Genomic DNA, 19,240 nt, shown 5'->3' with positions numbered 1-19,240 from the left:
TAGAGAAACTGAAGTTAATTAACAATTAAGAAACTATTTATTTAAGGAAAATAGTTAAAAACCTAAAAACACTATCCGGCCAATTTTTTATTATTCTCGCCATATTCGTATTGGTAAACATCACCGTAGTACGATGAATAGCCATAGCCATCTTTAACTTTGGTGAACAGAACACCTAATAAGTTCGACCTTGCCTGCTTCAACTTCTCCAAAGTTATTTGAATCGCTCTTTTATCAGCAGCATCAAACGCAGAAACGAGCACAGTCGCTTTCGCTCGGTTTGAAATCACCAAAGCATCTGCTAAGCCAATAACAGGTGGAGAATCAACAATTATGATATCGAAACGATCAGGGGCTAAATCAAAAATACTCTCCAAACGCTTACTTGATAACAACTCGGATGGGTTTGGCGGTATCGGCCCAGATGTAATAGCAAAAACGCCATCAACAAGCGTTTTTTGAAGAACATCTTCAATTTCAACCTGATGAGACAAGAAGCTACTCAAACCTAGAGAGTTATCTAACTTCAATTGTTTATGAACTACCGGCTTTCTCATATCAGCATCAACCAATAAAACACGGCTACCCGCATGAGCAAAAGCAGTCGCAATATTCATGCAGCTACTAGACTTACCCTCTGAAGGAATAGAACTTGTCACAGCAATGACTTCAGGAACACCATCAGCACTAGAAAAGAGTAGGTTTGTTCGTACCGCACGGAAAGCTTCAGCACTACCCGATGATGGATGATCAAATGTTGCTAAGAAGTGACTCCCCGCTTTCCCCTTAACCATAGGAATAATACCAAGTAATGGCAACCCCAGAGCCTTCTTAAGCTCCTCACTAGACTTAATCCCATTACTCATAAACTCAAGTAAAAAGGCAATAACCACCCCTAACATCAAGCCTAAAACCCCGCCTAAAGCGAAGTTCATTTTTAAATTTGGTGACTGAGCCTTGTATGGCAAAATGGCGGAATCAACTACAGATATATTATTTGTACCTATCCCAGCCGCTATCGATACCTCGGTCGCACGTAGCAACAATCCTTCATATACTTTTCTCTTAATACTGACCTGTCTTAACAAGCTTCCGTACTCAATTCCTTTATCACGCTCAGTCAGTAACAAATCTTTTTGCTGACCTAACGAAGACTTTAAATTCGCCTCTTTCTCTTTAGCGGCTAAATAAACAGCCTGCAAAGAACCTCTTGTCGCTCTTTTAATGGCCGCAGTCTCAGTCTCTATTTGTTGTTGGAATTGATAAATTTGCTTCCGCATACTGATCATTAATGGGTAGCCTGACTTATACTTTTGTAAGTTTTTTTGATACTCCCCTTGCAACTCAACAACCGTCTGCTTTAACGACTGCAAAGCAGGGCTTTCAAGCGCTCTTACCACCCCTTGAGAAGAGCTAAGCTCACGATAACGCGCCTCAGCCTCAATTCGCTCACCCTGAGCTATTGTCAGTGCAGCACTCAACTCTGCAGTTTTTTGGGCACTTAAACTCTGAGAGCTCTCACCATCGATCTGAACAATAGATTCCTTTTTCGCATAATCAATCAGAGTTTGCTCCAACAACTCCAAGTCACTAGCCGCTTGAGTCACTTTTATGTCCAAAAACTTCTGCGCATCCTTCGCAGCATCAAAACGCCTAGCTAACGTCATTTCAATAAAGTGCTTAGAAATAGAATTAACAATATTCTTCGACAGTTCAGGGTCTGAACTATCGTAGCTCACCTTTACGATTTGAGACTTCTTAACAGGCGCAATCGTCAAGCCAGAGATAAAACGCTCCTCTGCTGGATACTCTCCCAGCGGAAACCCCGCAGCTTTTTCCTCGCCATACAGAGTCGCTTTAGAGACTTTTACAACCCTATCCAATAGCCCACCACCACTCGTTAAACCTGAGCTGAAGTACTCCTCTAACCCTAGGTCATCAATAACCTTGCTAGCTAGCGTGTAACTCTTTAATAATTCGTACTGTGTTTGGTAAAATTCATCATTGCCACTTTCTCCAAGTGCCACATCAAAACTCAATACCTGTCCGCTATCTTCCGATTCAATCTGGATTTTTGCTGACGCTCTATACGTTGGCTCAATGCCTAACGTAAAAACAAAACACGCCGCAAATACTAGAAACGCCACAAGGATAATCAACCAAAGGCGCTTTCTTAAAACAATGAACAACTCCTTAAGGTCAATTTCATCGTCACGATCACCCTCAGAAGGCGTTGGCATTACATGCTGAGGCAACTCTGAAGACATATACAGCTGCTTACCGTCATTACCATTGTTAATGACAAGATGTTGGTTATCCATTCAAACAATCCATTAAAGAGAAATATATCTAGATTTAAAGCAAGCCATTAAGCAAACTAAGCGGTGCCAAAACAGTTGAAGCTTCTTTCAACCAGTAACGACTATTAGAGCGATGGACAACAATACGATCATCGTGAGCAATATAAGGATCAACACTTTTACCTGCACGGATAGCAGATAAGTCAACATGGTATAACCGCTCTTCACCATTACTCCGTCTAAACAAAATAATCTTTTCTGGCGCAGCAAGCCCAGTAAGACCACCGCCTAATGCAATTGCCTGCAACACCGTCATTTTATCTTTATAAGGGTAGACACTCGGCCTAACGACCTCTCCCTCAAGCGTCACACGCTGCTCTAATCGGCTAACAACGATACGGTCCTCATTTTTAACTAAAGGGTCACCCTGCTGACCATTTCTAATCGCGCTCAGATTAACCGAATAACCCCTCACACCTGAGTTGCTCTTTCGGAAAAGCACGACAGAGTCAGCCACCGCAAACTCTGCCAAGCCACCTGCTGTTGCCACGGCCTGAAGCACTGTCACATTTCCCTTAATTGGAAATACGCCCGGTCTTTTAACTTCACCCTCAATGGTCACCCTCTGAGCAGTGTGCTCTACAACAAACACCGTTACCTTAGGATTTTGAAGCAAATCTTTACGAAGCATACCTTCTAAGCGGTGCTCTAATTGTCGCGAAGACAAACCAGCGGATAACACACTACCCAGCAAAGGCATACTGATATAACCTCGAGCATCTACCCTTGTTGTTAACGTCAGCTCATCCGCATCAAATACTTTAATATCCAGCAAATCAAAGAAACCAATTTTATACTCGGCACTTTCTCCTATACCCTTCCCAATCAATGGTGGGTATTTAATAGTTGCAGCCCGAGCAGCGCTCACACTTGGCACATCTCGATAACTCGGACTACTTTTTTCGCTATTACTTTTGACAGGCATACAAGCAGTCAATAGTGAGTAGCAAAGGCACACTAAAAGAATTTTTTTCATAGAAAAGCCAAACCTAAATATTGTTATCTAATTTATCGTCCAAGAAAACGAGATAACCATCCCGCTTTAGACGTTAAAAAATAAGAATCACGCCTCTAAAAACTGACTAATCTCAGCAAGCTTTGACGCCATCAGCGCACTATCGCCGCGCGTTTCTAAGTTCAAACGCACAACAGGCTCAGTGTTAGACGAGCGTAAATTAAAACGCCACTGGTCAAACTCAAAACTAATCCCATCGGTCGTATCAAAGCTGATAGCTAATGGCTCATAGTACTTACGAACTGCGTCAATTGTAGACTGTGCATCCGTTAAGCGGAAGTTAATTTCACCCGGAGATGGATAAGCACTGATACGCTCATTCACTAACGCTGATAACGGTTGCTGCTTTACACATATCAGCTCAGCCACCAGTAACCAAGGAATCATGCCACTGTCACAGTAAGCGAAGTCTCGGAAGTAATGATGAGCACTCATCTCCCCCCCATAAACCGCATCTTCAGCGCGCATACGCTCTTTGATAAAGGCATGACCTGTCTTACACAACACCGCAGTACCGCCACTTGCTTCAACGATATCAATCGTATTCCAAGTCAGTCGTGGATCATGAATAATGTTAGCGCCAGGCTGCTTTTGCAAAAACGCCTCCGCCAACAAACCAACAATGTAATAACCCTCAACAAACGCCCCTGTTTCATCAAACAAGAAGCAACGGTCAAAGTCACCATCCCACGCTATCCCCATGTCCGCACCATGCTCGATCACTGCACGACGCGTATCCTCTCTGCACTCTTGCAACAAAGGATTAGGAATACCATTGGGGAAATTACCGTCTGGCTCATGGTGAATCCTGATAAAGCTCACTGGTATTTGCAAACGATCAAACGCCGCTGCCAAGGCATCAACCACATGACCTGCGGCACCATTACCTGAGTTAACCACCAACTTTAGCGGTGCAATATTGGAAGGCGTGATATATGTCATTAGGTGCTCAACATAACTCGCCAAGCATGACTGCTTAGTCAGTGACCCACGTGCTGTCACGTCAGGAAACTCATTTAGCTCAGCTGCGTGCTGGATCTCTTTCAGCCCCGTGTCACCACTCACAGGTCGTGCACCCTCACGTACTAACTTCATCCCGTTATAGTTCATCGGGTTATGACTTGCCGTCACCTCAACACCACCCGCAACACCCAAGTGGAAAGTCGCAAAGTAAATCTCTTCCGTGCCTGTCATGCCAAGATCAATAACGTCAATATCGCTATCCATCAAGCCACTTGCCAAGGCCTGTTTAAGTGACTCAGATGTCAAACGAATGTCACCACCCACCACAACCGACAAACGCTCATCACCAGACGTATTGCTGTGCAGCCACACACCGTAAGCGCGACCGATACGGTACGCTACATCTTCATTTAACTCAGTGCCTAACTCACCGCGAATGTCATACGCCTTAAAGCAACTTAACTGACTCATTACTAATCCCTTATCCATATCCATCATCTATCGCGCTTACGACTGTTAAGCTGACTTCTTATCCGAACGACCATATCGATCTTCAAATCTCACAATATCGTCTTCACCCAAGTAGCTACCCGACTGCACCTCTATCAACTCCAACAATACCTTGCCGGGGTTAGACAAACGATGAGTTGAGCCTAATGGAATATAAGTCGACTCGTTTTCAGACATCAAAAACACATTTTCATCACACGTCACTTCTGCCGTACCACGCACCACAATCCAGTGCTCAGCTCGGTGATGATGCTTCTGTAACGACAAAGTCGCACCCGGCTTAACGGTGATGCGTTTCACCTGAAAGCGGCTACCACTATCAATCGAGTCATAAGCGCCCCACGGACGGTTCACTTCACGATGAATCGTCGCTTCCGTGCGACCTTCATCTTTCAATCGATCAACGATTTTCTTAACGTCTTGAACATTATCTTTATGAGCAACCAAGATCGCATCTTTCGTATCAACCACGATTAAGTCATCAACACCGACCAATGACACCAAACGACGCTCACTGTACACAAGGTTGTTCGACGACTCGTGCAGCATCGTGTCACCCCGTAGCACGTTACCGTTACCGTCTTGCTGTCCCACACTCCAAACGGCTGACCATGCGCCTACGTCATTCCAACCTGCATTTAGCGGCACAACCACGGCGTGCTGAGTCTTTTCCATCACGGCATAGTCAATAGAAATATCTGGGCATTGCTCAAACGACTTCGTGTCTAAACGAATGAAGTCACCGTCAGAATGTGTCTGTACCATCGCGCGCTCACAAGCTGCCAATACCAACGGCTGGTACTCACCAAGCGCTTGTAAAAATGAATCCACGCGGAACATAAAAATACCGCTGTTCCACAAGTAGTCACCACTGCTCACATAAGACTCAGCCGTCTCGTAGTCAGGCTTCTCAACAAAGCGCTTAACCGCACTCGCAGTAGTACCCTGACCTTCTGCCTGAATGTATCCGTAACCCGTCTCAGGCTGTGTTGGAACGATACCAAACGTCACCAACTTACCAGCTTTAGCCTCTACTTCTGCCAGCTCGATCGCTTCATGAAACGCCGCTTTGTCTTCAATAACATGGTCAGCGGGTAACACCAACAACACCGCGTCACTCTGCTGCTCACGTGCTTGCAACGCTGCCAACGCTATCGCTGGTGCAGTGTTACGCCCTACTGGCTCTAACACGATACCTTGGTTGTCTAGGTCAAACTCACGCAACTGCTCTGCCACCATAAAGCGATGATCTTCGTTACACACCACCAACGGACTCTCTAAACCCGCAATGCCTTGTAAACGTAACAAGGTTGATTGAAATAACGTCTCATCACCTACGACAGGTAAAAACTGCTTAGGACGCTGCTTGCGTGACAAAGGCCAAAGTCGAGAGCCCGAACCACCTGATAAAATTACTGGAATCATGTCTTACCCTCTTTATTTACGGTAATCGTTTTGATGCTCTAAGAACCAAGCGTAAGTCTGCTCAAGCCCCTCTAACAAAGAAATATTCGCTCGCCAGCCCAACTGAGCCAAACGCTCAACATTCATTAACTTACGAGGTGCGCCATCTGGCTTCGATGCGTCAAATGCCAACTCACCTTCAAACCCAATCACTTGCTTTAAACTCTCAGCTAACTCACGGATAGTGCAGTCAACACCGGTACCTACATTGATATGAGACAGCATAGCTTGTGTATGTGACTGATAAGTTTCAGTATCTAAGTCCATCACATAAATACTGGCAGCTGCCATGTCGTTAACATGCAAGAACTCGCGCATAGGCGTGCCAGAGCCCCACACAACAACCGAACTATCGTTGTTTAGCTTCGCCTCATGAAAACGACGCATCATCGCAGGGATAACGTGACTGTTCTCAGGGTGGAAGTTATCGTTTTCGCCATATAAGTTCGTCGGCATGACACTACGATAATCAACACCATGTTGGCGGTTATACGACTCACAAAGCTTGATACCGGCAATCTTAGCAATCGCATACGGCTCATTCGTCGGCTCTAACACATCCGTTAGGAGTGCTTCTTCTGACATTGGCTGTGAGACCGCTTTTGGATAAATACAACTAGAGCCTAGCAATAACAGTTTGGTGACACCTGCTTGGTAAGCTTGATGAATGACGTTGCACTCGATCATCAAGTTGTCATAGATAAAATCTGCGGGGTAAGTGTTGTTAGCGAAGATACCGCCAACCCTAGCGGCTGCTAGGTAAACTTCGTCAATCGACTCTGTTGCAAAAAAGTCTGCAACCGCTTGTTGGTTTGTTAAGTCTAGCTCAGCGTGCGTACGAGTGATGACTTCTACACCACCCGCTTGCATTAGTTGCCTGACTAAGCCCGAGCCAACCATACCTCGGTGTCCTGCTACATAAATGCGTCGCACGAGTTACTCCTTGGCTTGTGTTACGGCAAAGCCATTGTCGGCTAACAACTTATGTCGCTTCGCTTTATCTAAGTCAGACGCGACCATTTCTGAAACCATTTCTGGCAAGGTAATTTGAGGCACCCAACCTAGCTTTTCTTTTGCTTTTGTTGGGTCACCTAGTAGCGTCTCAACCTCAGCAGGACGGAAGTAACGAGAATCAACCTGTACGACTACATCACCGACTTTTACGCCTGGTGCGTCGTCACCTGTTACAGCGATAATCGTTCCTTTCTCTTCGACACCTTCGCCACTCCACTCAAGCTTGATACCAAGCTCAGCTGCTGAGAACTCAACAAACTGTCGTACCGAGAACTGAACGCCTGTTGCGATAACGAAGTCATCTGCAGTCTCTTGCTGAAGCATAAGCCATTGCATTTCGACGTAGTCTTTTGCATGACCCCAGTCACGAAGTGCGTCCATGTTACCTAGGTACAAGCATGGGCTTAGGCCTTGTGCAATGTTAGCCAACTCACGAGTTACCTTACGTGTTACGAAGGTCTCACCACGACGCTCTGACTCATGGTTAAACAAAATACCATTACACGCATACATGCCGTAAGACTCACGATAGTTAACCGTTATCCAGTAAGCGTACATTTTAGCAACGGCATATGGAGAGCGTGGGTAGAAAGGTGTTGTTTCTTTCTGTGGTGTCTCTTGTACCAAACCGTAAAGCTCAGACGTTGATGCTTGGTAAAAGCGAGTTGTCTTTTCGAGACCACACATACGGATAGCTTCTAGCAGACGAAGTGTACCTAGCGCGTCTGTATCCGCTGTGTACTCAGGGCTGTCAAATGAGACTGCAACGTGACTTTGTGCACCTAGGTTGTAAACCTCGTCTGGACGAACCTTTTGGATAATACGGATAAGGTTACTTGAGTCCGTGAGATCACCGTAGTGAAGAATTAGGTTTCTTTCGTTTACGTGCGGCGCTTGGTAAATATGGTCAATACGAGAAGTATTGAACGATGAAGCACGACGTTTTATACCGTGAACGATGTAGCCCTTTGATAAAAGGAACTCGGCAAGGTATGAACCATCTTGGCCTGTTATGCCAGTGATTAAAGCGACTTTATTAGACATTGTTAAACCCAATATTTGAAATATTGTTAAAAAGAGAGGAGATGTAAAATTTTGAAACTAAAGAGTTAAGGAACTCGTTTTTTTACCGGAACTGCTGGGCTTCCGACGCAAATCATTCCAGCAGGCATATCTTTAAATACGGAGCTTCTCGCTCCAATCACAGCACCTTTACCAATCGTGACACCCGGTGCGATATAAACATCTGTTGCGAGCCATGCTTCGTCTTCAATCACAATAGGCTTTTGATAAATATCGAAAGAGTCAGACTGATAATCGTGGCTACCGGTACATAGGTAAGACTTTTGGGAAACCACCGCATTTTTACCAACCCGTATGTCACCAAGAGAATATAAATCTACGTGATCTCCTATCCAAGAGTAGTCGCCAATTGAAAGCTTCCAAGGGTAAGTAATTCTTGCGCTTGGCCGAATGATAACGCCCTTACCAATCTTTGCACCAAATAAACGAAGTAAGTAGCGCCTCCATCCATACATAAACTGAGGCGAACAAGCAAAAAGAGTTGACTGAATTAACCACCAGAACTGGACATGAAATACTGATTTTCCTCGAAAATTACTGGATAATTTAAACTTACTTAAATCTTGATCACACATCATCAAAATACCAATATAAAGGCTATCTATGGCCATTAAATAGAAGTCTGGCGATATTACTTCTCTTAACAACACTAAAATGAAAAACCCAAGATATGAAAAAAACAGACGAGACCAGCAGTAAATATTCTGTAATCGCACCTAAATAAATATTAGAAAATAAAAAAACATAAAAAAATATCAAGAGTGGCTGGTGCAAAATATAAATAGTGTAGCTAGCATCTGAAAGCTCTTTTATTAAGAAAGATTCACGACAACCCAGCATATAAACTAGCGCTATTAAAAATATAACTAGAGATCCAACATACATTACATCTACCATATTATTAATAGTATTCGAAGAAAAGCTATCTAAACTTGAAAAAGCGTAAAGAGTTAAAAAGACAAAAAAAGACAAAACAGCATACTTAATATTTAAAATAGACACGAAAATATCTTTATTTACAAAACAAATAATTCCGATTAAAAAATAAGGGAAATAATAGAATAGCGGATAGAAAGAAACAAATATAAAATTACCATCATAAATAAACTTTGCAATTGCTAACCCAGTTAAAGATAACACTGGCAAAATAAAAAATAAAACTAGCAGCAATGAAAACCTACCTAACCTAACCCTATAAAAAAACCCGCAAAAAAAATAGGTAAGAAAAAAATAAATCAACAAATTCCCTAAGAACCACAAATGACCTAACCACTGACCACTATAAAAATAATTTAAATCAAAAGTAAAAGACTTGTTGTAGCTAAAAAAGTGCATTACTGGGTTGATAAAAAGACCACAAAAGAAAAGCGGAACAGCAACCCTAACTAATCGACCGGATAAAAAATTAGGCTTAGACTTACTAAAAACAAGCATATAAAAAAAGCCTGATATTAGATAAAATGCTTCCATTCGAAACATGTGAACAAAATTAGCCAGGAAACTTATTAGTTGCGATCTCTCATCTGATACCACATTCCAGCTATTACCGTAGCCATAAATCAACCCTGCATGATAGAACAGACCTAAAACCATAAAAACTGCTCTACAGAAATCAAGACCATGAAGTCTGTTATAAGGCTCTTTCATATATTCTCATCTTTAATAATCTAAAACAGCATTAAAAACGCTTGTTAATCACTTTACCTTCCCAACTACTTATCATTGATGGGATTGAGAAGTATTCTTTAAAACACAAAAACGCCTTATCTTCCTTTTTGATTTTTTCGTCATTAGATAAAGCGAGCCAACTCTCTAAGTTGCTCTCAGTACCAGAGACAGTATCGTCAGAGACAAACCCAGCACCACTAAAGTTGACCTCTTGATGTATGTTAATTTTATTTGATATTAAAATTGCTTTCTTACACGCGAGAGCTTCAACATTTGCTATTCCAAAGTTTTCTTGATGACTTGGTAAAACAAAAGCTTCACAGTTGTAAAAAGCACCCCATTTAGATTCACCAGATAACATTCCTGGAAAAAAAACATTCGACTTAAGTAGCTTGCTTTTATTCACTCTCTCCAAGATAGATTGACCATAATTAGTTTCTATACCTGGGCCTGCTATAACTAACATAGGAACCTTCAGCCTATCTTGAAATTTATTTGTAACAACGTTTTCATAAGCGTCTAACAAAATATCAACACCTTTTTTCTCATGTATTCTACTGAGAAACAAAAAATAAGGACGTTTTTTTGGAAAATCACAAGCGTCAAAAAATGAAACTCCCATACTTTCTTTGTAAATAGGTGGTGACTCAACACCTAAACCAACAACAGTTTCAGCTCTAGGGTAATAAGGAGAAAAAGATTGCCTTGCTAAAATCATTTCTTCTTCACATGTAAATAAAACCCCATGTGCTTCATTAACAATACGCCCCTGAACAAGCTTCCAATAAACCCAATTTCTGATTGACTTAAGACGCCTATCTTTTGCACTCTGAAAATAAGGATCAAGCATGCCATGAGGCATAACAAAAAACCTAACAGCTTTGTTATTTATCTTTTTCAATACTTTTCTAACGGCATATGCATTATGTAACCATAAACCATGAATTATCACGTAATTATATTTATGTGCATTTTGCAACAACCAAGGCACAAGAAGCTTGTTATATGACCATGAGTTATTGACCTTACCTAATGCATAGATATTAAGGTTACTTGAGCTAATAAAGTCTTTTTCTTCGTCATCAGAACTAACGACATCATTATTAACAACAGCACTGTTTAAACTTGTAGCTATTGTATCGACAGCTTTACTAACCCCACCTAAAACCGGATCCATGCTATTTACAACGTGCAATATATTAATCATAGTTACTGTCTTTAAGTAAAACTTTTTTGTATATAGATTCAAACCCATCAATTACTCTCGACTGGCTAAATCTTTCAATATTATCTATTCCTTTTTTGATAATTTTAGATTTTTCTTTTTCGTTCAATGTCGTTACTTTTTCTAAAATACCAGCAGAGTGTTTTTTCCAAAAATCAAGCTCCTCGGGATTGTTACGAGGCATAAGGTCTATATAAAATGCTGCATTGCCACCAACCTCTGTCATCGGAGCCTCATTAGTAGTTATTACAACCGCTTCTAATGCCATTGCCTCAGCAATTGGCCAGCCAAAACCTTCCGCCAATGATGGAAAAAGAAAGCAAGATGATCCACTATAAAACTTATCTAAATCATCATCTTCAACACCGCTTAAAAATATTATATCTTTTTTAAAATCAGACGATTCTGCCTCTAACAAAATCTCTTTGCTGGGTTTTTCCCCTACTAAGATAAGTGGTAGAGACTTTTCAATATACTCTTTACGCCAGCTATCATAGATAGTTACAACACCCAGCCTGTTTTTGTACCACTGGTTACCACCCACATGAAGAACATACCCACTTTCTAATTTCAAGTTATACTTACCGCTCAAGTATTTCCTAGATAGTTCAATACCAGAATTTACAAAAATTCTATTTAATCCGTTATAAACAACTTGTGATATTTCAGGCTTTTCCTTTAAAAAAAAATGTAAGTCAGATTGTGTACTAGTAGACACTGAAATAAAATTCCTTCCTTCAGAGTAACCATTATAAATATACTTTTGATATATTCTTCCGGAGAGCTTTGTGACGTTTTCAGGAATAAAACCTAATGCTGATTTTTGAGCTAAGAAATCATGACAATGTATAACATGAGGTCTTCTCTTAACTAGTTTCACCCATGGCCCTAAAGCTTGGTCACAAAATACAAACAGTGTTTCTCTGGACTGAGAACTTAACTTTCTCCTAACAAGCATTGGAAAAACAATATATTGGTCTATATACCCCAACCATTTTCCTATAATATTTTTTCCATATAATCTAAAAAAAAATGGTTTCGGTGTCCACACTGAAACATCATGCCCTTTAGCTTGCATCCCTTTAAGGATCATCTGACTAAATCTAGGCATACTTTGATGTCCTAAAAAATCAGGGTGAGTAAAAAGAACAATCTTCATATAATATTTTCTTTAAAAGTTAACATTAGATTTATTTGAGTAAAATTTATACTGAGATAGAAAAATAGTTAATAGAAAGTAGCCAAAAAAGTTAGCACTCAATTGGCCAGACATTGGCCATGATATGAAAGAATAGAAAACACTAAGTGACAATAAAAAAGGAAAGCTATCTTTTTTCTTAATTAAGATTTTAAAAGACCAAATAAACCCAAGTATACAAGACACCCACTTAATTAATGTCCAGACAATGCCTACTAAACCAGCTTCTAAGTGAACCCTTCCAGGCTCCGTCTCAGCTAAGGAAAATCCTCTCTCGCCTGACAGAAAAATTGCTCCTGCGTTGCTTCCAGCACCGATGCCATTACCAAAAAGTTTAAAATCATTAAAAACGTAGGGTTCACCAAAAAAAATAGCTAATATACGTGAGGAAATTTTTTCTGCCTCGCTAGCTGATTCAAATCTACTAATATAAGCATCAATATTATTTTCGAAAATTATAGTAACACCAAAGTAAACAACTAAACTAATAAAAGGAATAACTAATAAATACCTTGCACTCATTCTACCAGAAAATACCTCAGCCATAAGCCAAGCTAAAGTCATAATTGAAAACCAGATTATTGTCGAACGAGAGCCACTAAAAACAACCATTAAAATCAAACAAAGAACACTCAAGATTCTAATTTTTTTATCGCGGCATAAACCTTTAAAAGAATAAACTAGAGGAATAATAACTACTAAAAAATATGTAAAGCCAGATGTGAATGAAAAAGTTCCAGTTGCTCTTACTATATCGCCGGCTAAGATAAAAACACCAACACCTTCTAAAGCAGGATCTGAATTAAGAAAATGAGAAGGAGGTAACGTAGATTGATAGTAGACTAGAGGAGTCATAATAATTAGAAAGTAAACTAAAAACTTTAGCGACTTACTAAATTTATCAAAACTCACCAAACTAGCAATCGACAGAGAAATCCAAAGGTATAATAACCAAAAACGCAACCCAATCAGTGAAACAATAATAGGTAAGCTTAGTGACATTGACTGTAAAAGCGCTACCGAAATTATTAAAACTGACCAAACTAACAAAATAGCACTTAGAATAGGGAAAACCTTAAATTTCTTTAAGTAAAAAAATCTACAAACTAATAGTACACCTAAAAAGTCACGAAAGACCATCGATACAGTCATTGGCACACCGAACCACTTAGCAAGAGCACCTTCTAATATGGCAATTGAAATAATACCTAATAGCAGTAAATAATCTAAGTTACTCTTTTTAAGGCTAAGCTTCATTTACTACTCAATGATAAAATTAATTCGGAGACTCTAGCTCTGTAATTCTCCCACGTGAAATACTTTGAAGCTTCTAATGCAGCTTTTTTGGCTGTTTCCAAGTCATAATATCCAGACAAAATACTTTGTATTGATTGTTTAAGCTCTATATAACTTGCATCAATTACCCAACCTGAGTTTGGAAACATTTCTATCATTTCTTTAGCCCCAGTATTTGAAGAAACTATCGCTGGAATACCAACAGCCATTGCCTCCGCTACAACCATACCGAATGCATCAAAACGAGATGGTAATAATAAGCAGTCGGAGTCTGCAAGATATTGATATAAAGCTTCCTGTCCTACAGAACCAACATAGGTTACATTTTGTATTGAGTTAGCTTCATCTACCCACTTCTGATCTGTAGTACCACCAACAATGTATAGCTCTACATTATCTTCCTTTGTAAATTCTTTGAAGACTTTTAGTATTATATCTATTGACTTTCTTTCCATCATTGAACCGGCAAAAATAAAGCGAATTTTGTCACTCTGCCTTGTACGACAAACACCTTCTGGTAACGTTGCTCCAAGAAGTACTGGAAATACCTTTTCCTTTGGTACGCCGTTATCAATATATGTCTTAGCAGCAAACGTGGAGCAAGTAATCACTGCATCAGCTAGTTTAATTTCTTCCAACTTTCTTCGATTAATTTCAGCTAAATATGAGTGCTTCGGTTGACTGCCTAGTAATTTATCTGCTGATTGGTAATGAATAGATGGTGCATCTAAAATACAAAAAATATTATGCTGCTTAGCCTTTTTAAAAGTGTGATACCCATTGTTTTCAAAGCAAATAACAGCTTTCATATTTCTTTTTGGAATAAGTAAAGAAGTATAGAAATCAAAAGCATGAAAGACTCTATGAACAAAACCTTCAATAACTGACTCTTTGCCTAACTTTCTTAAGAAGAGTTGTCCAGAGCGCTGGATTAGCTGAAAGACTATAGGGTGATGCCTCAAGCTGCTAGCTATATCTGTTTTCTTTAATTTACTAGAAAGCTTTTTAGGTAAGAGAAAAAAATCCGACTTACTAGACCTGACTGGTACTCCAGAAATATATTTTGCTAAACTTCCTTTACTATACAAGGCCCATGCTAGCTGATATGAGTGCTGAATACCGGGATGTAATACATATACACCATTTTTATCATTTTTCATAAGTACCAACTTATAATTAATTTAACTCACATAGCTTAAATTTCACGTATATAACCAGACGGGTTTCTCTTAATATCTTCTGCAATACCTATACCTTTGAAAAAACCACTCCACCCACCAAGCATTATTCCTGCAAGTTCTTTAGGCCTTTTCAATAAAGCATGAAGCATGTAATACAGCCCAGGACAATAACGACTACCAATAGCCAACATATAAAAAGTATGCCTAAGCTTCATGGAGGTTGAGGCTACTGAAAATTGAGACATTGTATGATTACAACTCTGCTGGAAACACCGCTCTTTTGTCCATTCCCCCCGCTTTATCTCATGTCTCACAGCAGGATAATGATCAACAATTGCATTAGGGTCTAAGCGTATTCTCCAACCAGCTTTGCGTATGTTTAGACAAAATAGTAATTCATTATCGAACTGTGCTCCCATACCTAATAACCGACTATCAAGCCTTCCAGTACCAATAGCGGAGCGCCTAAAAGACCAGTTACAGCCCTTTAGTGCATCTACATCTCTTGCTTTACCAACAACTAAATGATGGTTACCTATCAGGTTACCCCAAAAATCAATTACTCCGGCCACCTTCACCTCTGGTCTATCTAACTTTACTCCATTAACATCTACTACATCACGTCCGCCCACTGCTCCAACGTCATCATCTTTATATTGATCTAGTACTAGGTTCAACCAATTCCTTCTCGGTACTGCGTCATCATCAAAGATAGCTATAAAGTCTTTCGTAGCTACATCAAGACCAGAGTTTATAGCATGCACTACACCTGGTTGATCAACGTCAATAATTTTCCATTTTTCTTTCTCTACCGCAGTTGCAACCAACCATCGATGAGTGTCTTTATCATCAACTGATCGACATATAATTAGTATCTCTCCAATCTCACCTTCCATTTGTTCTATAGCTTGTAAACAATTTTTTAAAACACCTAGCCTTCTATATGTTGGTACAATTATAGACACCTCAGGCTTACTTGTTTCGGCCATTTGAACCTCTCTTAAATCATAAAGTAAGTTAAACACTTCTTTTTTCTTTAGTTTCACCTGTAAAAAAATCTATTAAACCACATATAATTGCGCAAATAGCAAACCCTATTTGAAGTTGAAATGCACCTATAATTGTTGATAAATCTATTAGAAAAACCGCAATACCGACCCATAGAAAACCCAACGGAATTTGTAAAAAGTTATATTTCATTTTTCCTCTAGAAGAAACTAGATTTCTAAATACACCTGATGTTACAGATATAAGAGTTGCAAAAACTGCCCAAATTATTTCATTATGCATATTAGAATAGTTAGGCCCGATTAACCATAAAAGCATATCGGGATAGAACACCGAAATACACAGCAGAAATAACCCAGGTGCCAAAGAGAGTAGAATAAATAAAATGAGTAACCTACCCACGTTTTCTGAAGCACGTGTATAAATAGGAATTGAAAAAGCATACGTAAACATTGTTACAGGAACCAGCAATTGAGCAATTCGTCCTAGAGCACCAAAACCAGCCACATCTTGGCTATTACTAAAAAAGCTCAAGCAAAATAATACTATTTGTGCTTGAAAGACATAATAAATTTCAACTGGTAACTGCTTCTTTACACTTCCATTTATTTCTTTGGTGAATGAGTTATTATTTTCAACATCTCTAGTTTGTAAAAATTCTCCAGCCCACTTATTAATAGGTAATATTCTTAAAGAAGCTACCAAAACACTTATTAACATAACTGGTAATATGTATATTGAGCTAAATAGATAAATAACTGATATAGCGATTAAACGAAGTATTGATAGAAAAGTATCAAGAACTTGTATAGATGTTGTTATTTTAGCATAAAATAAAACCTGCTCTACTAAGCTAGTTTTCATATCTGCCCACCAAAGGGCAACTATAAATAAACACAAAATAAAATTTTCTATAAAGCTAACTTCATTTCTATCCAATAGAAATGAAGTAGAAGCAATCACAAATGGTAAAACAAAAATAGATACTTTCTTTCTTACATTAGTTACTGCAAGCACCGCTTCTGATACAAGTTTTCTATCTGGCCAGACTCTACCTAAAATTGCTGAGTAACCGAATGTAGCACCTCCTTTTGTCAATATACTCATGGCTCCAATTAGGGTAATCATAATTGTGTATGTAGCATAATCAGAAACAGCTAACCATCTAGCTAACAAAAGTCCAGTTAATGCCGAAATACCCTGCGCTGCGACACTCCCTGTTAAGAAAATTAGTGCACGTGAAGAGTTACCTCTTACTTTCTTATATAAGTCATACATGCCCTAGTTTATTTACCTTTTCAGTGAAAAAAATAGTATTTAGTTTTTGCTTACTATCCATATAAGCCTATTAAATATATATTTTAACTTATATATTATATTAAAAAATATTTAAATTAATATCACTCCTAAACTAACAAACATGAGTAACAAAAATACTAAAAAAAAATCTACCCCGTATCATAAATAAAAAATTCACAGCTTAATAACAAGTATTTTTCTAGTAGTATTAAAAATCAAAAAAATATTATTTATTGCTTATTAATCCAATCCAATCCAAGCTTCAAAAGGTGCGATAAACCTAACTGGTGAGTAGCAAAAGACTTCATTTTTTCTTTTCTTTACAAGCTTTGCAGGATTTCCAACTACTACCTCACCGAATCCAACATTCTTAGACACTACAGCTCCTGCTCCAATGATCGCATTTGAATGTATAATTACTCCAGGCAAAATTGTTGCATCTGTTGCAATCCAGACATTATCACCAATAGTAGTATTTTTTGAGATTTGACTCCAAGTTTTACTATCAATGTCATGCGATGCGGTGATTATTTTCACACCATCATTAATTACCGTGAAATCACCTATATCGACATGACCATGCAACATAAGATTTGACTCTCCAATAAATGTTTCTCTACCTACTTTAAGCCTACTAAGTTTTCCTTGAAAAATACACCTTCTGGATATTACAGATAACTCACCTATTTTAGCTCCCTTTAGTGTAATTTTATTTTTATGAAACTCTAACATTAACAAGGCTCTAAAATGCCACAATCTTTTAGCAACTAGCTTAAAAAACCTTTTAGTTAAAATATTTTCTTTTTTCCTGTTATTAAATAAGTAACAAAAATAACTCAAAAAACACACCTCGTTAAATTAATATCCAATAAAATACCTACTACGTGCGCCCAATAAAAACTTAACCCCAACAGATATAAAGCAACACAATGAAATAACCATAAATACCATCAAAAAAAGTGTCAACCAAGATCCTTCATCTTTTGAAAAACCAAAGTTAACCTTATACGCAGCAAACAATAAAAAAGGATGTATGAAATATATTGAGAAACTCATTTCCGAAATTTTCGTAAGTATTAAACTCTTCCTACTTTCATACTTTATTAAAAACAAAGAAATTAAAAAACATAGCAGGATTTTTTGAATAAACATAATATCAATTTTCGTTATAATTAGAGCATCTTTGGTATATATACCATTATTACCCGTAACAACTTGAATATAAGAAAACAGAACAACAAGAGTAAACAAGAAAAAACCTTTACCTTTAAAAAAAATCAATACAGATTCTTTATGCATAGAGAAACTAATACCTATAAGATAAATAGGAAAAAAATACAAAGCATTCTGAAATATATTTTCATTAAGTATGGATCTATGTAAGAAACAAGAAACACCAGAAAATAAAAAAATTATTACCATTCTATTAGTTAAACTAAATCTTATAAATAGAACAAACACTGGAGACAATAAAAAAATCAACATGGCAAATGGTATATACCAATAAGCAGTCATAAACTGACCAGTAGAATAATATTTAACTATTGGCAATAAATACTCACCTAGAAGACCATTAAAACCGAAATTATAATCACCATTATAAGCATTTGGTCTAAAAAAAACCCATGTTAATATTGGAAGAAAACCCAGCACTAGATAAGGAATAAATACCGTCTTTATCTTTCCTTTAATAAATCTTCCATATGAGAACTTTTCATAAAAAACATAATGAAACATGTACCCCGAAATAAATACAAATAAACTTGTACTTCCAAGAATAATATTAAGAAAAAAAGCATCCAAAACACTATCATTCTTTAATCCACTAGCACCTATCGTGTGAACTGTAACAATTAGAATTATCGCTATAGCTCTAAAATTACCAAATGAATTAAGATAAACCTTCTTAGTCAAAGTAAAACCTCATTTTAAACCAAGCCTGTGACCATAAGTCTA

Annotated in this window: 16 protein-coding genes; all 16 read right to left on the bottom strand. The window is 38.4% G+C overall.

Features of this window, described 5'->3' with window-relative positions; all coding sequences use genetic code 11:
- Nucleotides 1-71: 71 nt before the first annotated feature.
- The 16 genes from DKT75_RS02620 to DKT75_RS02545 all read right to left on the bottom strand — a co-directional run bounded on the left by DKT75_RS02620 (nt 72) and on the right by DKT75_RS02545 (nt 19,198).
- Nucleotides 72-2,321, bottom strand: a complete 2,250-nt coding sequence (locus tag DKT75_RS02620; protein ID WP_109821878.1) for a GumC family protein — start codon at nt 2,319-2,321, stop codon at nt 72-74.
- A gap of 34 nt (nt 2,322-2,355) precedes the next feature.
- A complete protein-coding gene (locus DKT75_RS02615; protein ID WP_109821877.1) occupies nt 2,356-3,336 on the bottom strand; it encodes an SLBB domain-containing protein in 981 nt (326 codons plus the stop codon).
- 87 nt (nt 3,337-3,423) lie between these two features.
- On the bottom strand, nt 3,424-4,809 hold the full coding sequence (locus DKT75_RS02610; protein ID WP_109821978.1) for a phosphohexomutase domain-containing protein: 1,386 nt from the start codon (nt 4,807-4,809) through the stop codon (nt 3,424-3,426).
- Between the two features lie 45 nt (nt 4,810-4,854).
- Nucleotides 4,855-6,273 (bottom strand): mannose-1-phosphate guanylyltransferase/mannose-6-phosphate isomerase, encoded by a 1,419-nt coding sequence (locus DKT75_RS02605; protein WP_109821876.1) that lies wholly within the window; start codon nt 6,271-6,273, stop codon nt 4,855-4,857.
- A 12-nt stretch (nt 6,274-6,285) separates the two neighbouring features.
- Nucleotides 6,286-7,245, bottom strand: a complete 960-nt coding sequence (fcl, locus tag DKT75_RS02600; protein WP_109821875.1) for a GDP-L-fucose synthase — start codon at nt 7,243-7,245, stop codon at nt 6,286-6,288.
- Nucleotides 7,246-7,248: 3 nt separating this feature from the next.
- Nucleotides 7,249-8,370, bottom strand: coding sequence for a GDP-mannose 4,6-dehydratase (gene gmd, locus DKT75_RS02595; protein WP_109821874.1), 1,122 nt, complete (start codon nt 8,368-8,370; stop codon nt 7,249-7,251).
- A 65-nt stretch (nt 8,371-8,435) separates the two neighbouring features.
- Nucleotides 8,436-9,020: a putative colanic acid biosynthesis acetyltransferase gene (locus tag DKT75_RS02590; RefSeq protein WP_281271399.1), complete on the bottom strand. Its 585-nt coding sequence runs from the start codon at nt 9,018-9,020 to the stop codon at nt 8,436-8,438.
- Nucleotides 9,007-10,056 (bottom strand): acyltransferase family protein, encoded by a 1,050-nt coding sequence (locus DKT75_RS02585; RefSeq protein ID WP_109821873.1) that lies wholly within the window; start codon nt 10,054-10,056, stop codon nt 9,007-9,009. Before DKT75_RS02585 ends, DKT75_RS02590 begins: the two co-directional genes overlap by 14 nt.
- A gap of 31 nt (nt 10,057-10,087) precedes the next feature.
- Nucleotides 10,088-11,284, bottom strand: a complete 1,197-nt coding sequence (locus DKT75_RS02580; protein WP_211665131.1) for a glycosyltransferase — start codon at nt 11,282-11,284, stop codon at nt 10,088-10,090.
- A complete protein-coding gene (locus DKT75_RS02575; protein WP_109821872.1) occupies nt 11,277-12,461 on the bottom strand; it encodes a glycosyltransferase in 1,185 nt (394 codons plus the stop codon). Before DKT75_RS02575 ends, DKT75_RS02580 begins: the two co-directional genes overlap by 8 nt.
- Nucleotides 12,462-12,473: 12 nt before the next feature.
- Entirely contained in the window at nt 12,474-13,757 is a 1,284-nt protein-coding gene (locus tag DKT75_RS02570; protein WP_109821871.1) for a hypothetical protein, read from the bottom strand.
- Entirely contained in the window at nt 13,754-14,956 is a 1,203-nt protein-coding gene (locus DKT75_RS02565) for a glycosyltransferase family 4 protein (RefSeq protein WP_109821870.1), read from the bottom strand. Before DKT75_RS02565 ends, DKT75_RS02570 begins: the two co-directional genes overlap by 4 nt.
- A 35-nt stretch (nt 14,957-14,991) precedes the next feature.
- Nucleotides 14,992-16,023 carry a glycosyltransferase family 2 protein gene (locus tag DKT75_RS02560; protein WP_109821869.1) on the bottom strand — a complete coding sequence of 344 codons (1,032 nt, stop codon included), beginning with the start codon at nt 16,021-16,023 and terminating at the stop codon, nt 14,992-14,994.
- On the bottom strand, nt 15,995-17,263 hold the full coding sequence (locus DKT75_RS02555) for a polysaccharide biosynthesis protein (protein ID WP_109821868.1): 1,269 nt from the start codon (nt 17,261-17,263) through the stop codon (nt 15,995-15,997). Before DKT75_RS02555 ends, DKT75_RS02560 begins: the two co-directional genes overlap by 29 nt.
- 261 nt (nt 17,264-17,524) lie before the next feature.
- Nucleotides 17,525-18,124 carry an acyltransferase gene (locus DKT75_RS02550; protein WP_211665128.1) on the bottom strand — a complete coding sequence of 200 codons (600 nt, stop codon included), beginning with the start codon at nt 18,122-18,124 and terminating at the stop codon, nt 17,525-17,527.
- A gap of 18 nt (nt 18,125-18,142) precedes the next feature.
- On the bottom strand, nt 18,143-19,198 hold the full coding sequence (locus DKT75_RS02545; RefSeq protein WP_109821866.1) for an acyltransferase family protein: 1,056 nt from the start codon (nt 19,196-19,198) through the stop codon (nt 18,143-18,145).
- Nucleotides 19,199-19,240: the final 42 nt, after the last annotated feature.

This window comes from Leucothrix arctica, from assembly GCF_003172895.1.
Taxonomy (GTDB): Bacteria; Pseudomonadota; Gammaproteobacteria; order Thiotrichales; family Thiotrichaceae; genus Leucothrix; species Leucothrix arctica.
Note: the sequence above shows the minus strand (reverse complement) of the source record. Positions and strands in the feature narration are given on the sequence as shown.

Excerpts from the sequence above, each read along its gene's own strand:
- DKT75_RS02620 (WP_109821878.1), bottom strand. The coding sequence starts at position 2,321 with ATGGATAACCAACATCTTGTCATTAACAATGGTAATGACGGTAAGCAG.
- DKT75_RS02615 (WP_109821877.1), bottom strand. The coding sequence starts at position 3,336 with ATGAAAAAAATTCTTTTAGTGTGCCTTTGCTACTCACTATTGACTGCT.
- DKT75_RS02610 (WP_109821978.1), bottom strand. The coding sequence starts at position 4,809 with ATGAGTCAGTTAAGTTGCTTTAAGGCGTATGACATTCGCGGTGAGTTA.
- DKT75_RS02605 (WP_109821876.1), bottom strand. The coding sequence starts at position 6,273 with ATGATTCCAGTAATTTTATCAGGTGGTTCGGGCTCTCGACTTTGGCCT.
- gmd (WP_109821874.1), bottom strand. The coding sequence starts at position 8,370 with ATGTCTAATAAAGTCGCTTTAATCACTGGCATAACAGGCCAAGATGGT.
- DKT75_RS02590 (WP_281271399.1), bottom strand. The coding sequence starts at position 9,020 with ATGGCCATAGATAGCCTTTATATTGGTATTTTGATGATGTGTGATCAA.
- DKT75_RS02585 (WP_109821873.1), bottom strand. The coding sequence starts at position 10,056 with ATGAAAGAGCCTTATAACAGACTTCATGGTCTTGATTTCTGTAGAGCA.
- DKT75_RS02580 (WP_211665131.1), bottom strand. The coding sequence starts at position 11,284 with ATGATTAATATATTGCACGTTGTAAATAGCATGGATCCGGTTTTAGGT.
- DKT75_RS02575 (WP_109821872.1), bottom strand. The coding sequence starts at position 12,461 with ATGAAGATTGTTCTTTTTACTCACCCTGATTTTTTAGGACATCAAAGT.
- DKT75_RS02570 (WP_109821871.1), bottom strand. The coding sequence starts at position 13,757 with ATGAAGCTTAGCCTTAAAAAGAGTAACTTAGATTATTTACTGCTATTA.
- DKT75_RS02565 (WP_109821870.1), bottom strand. The coding sequence starts at position 14,956 with ATGAAAAATGATAAAAATGGTGTATATGTATTACATCCCGGTATTCAG.
- DKT75_RS02555 (WP_109821868.1), bottom strand. The coding sequence starts at position 17,263 with ATGTATGACTTATATAAGAAAGTAAGAGGTAACTCTTCACGTGCACTA.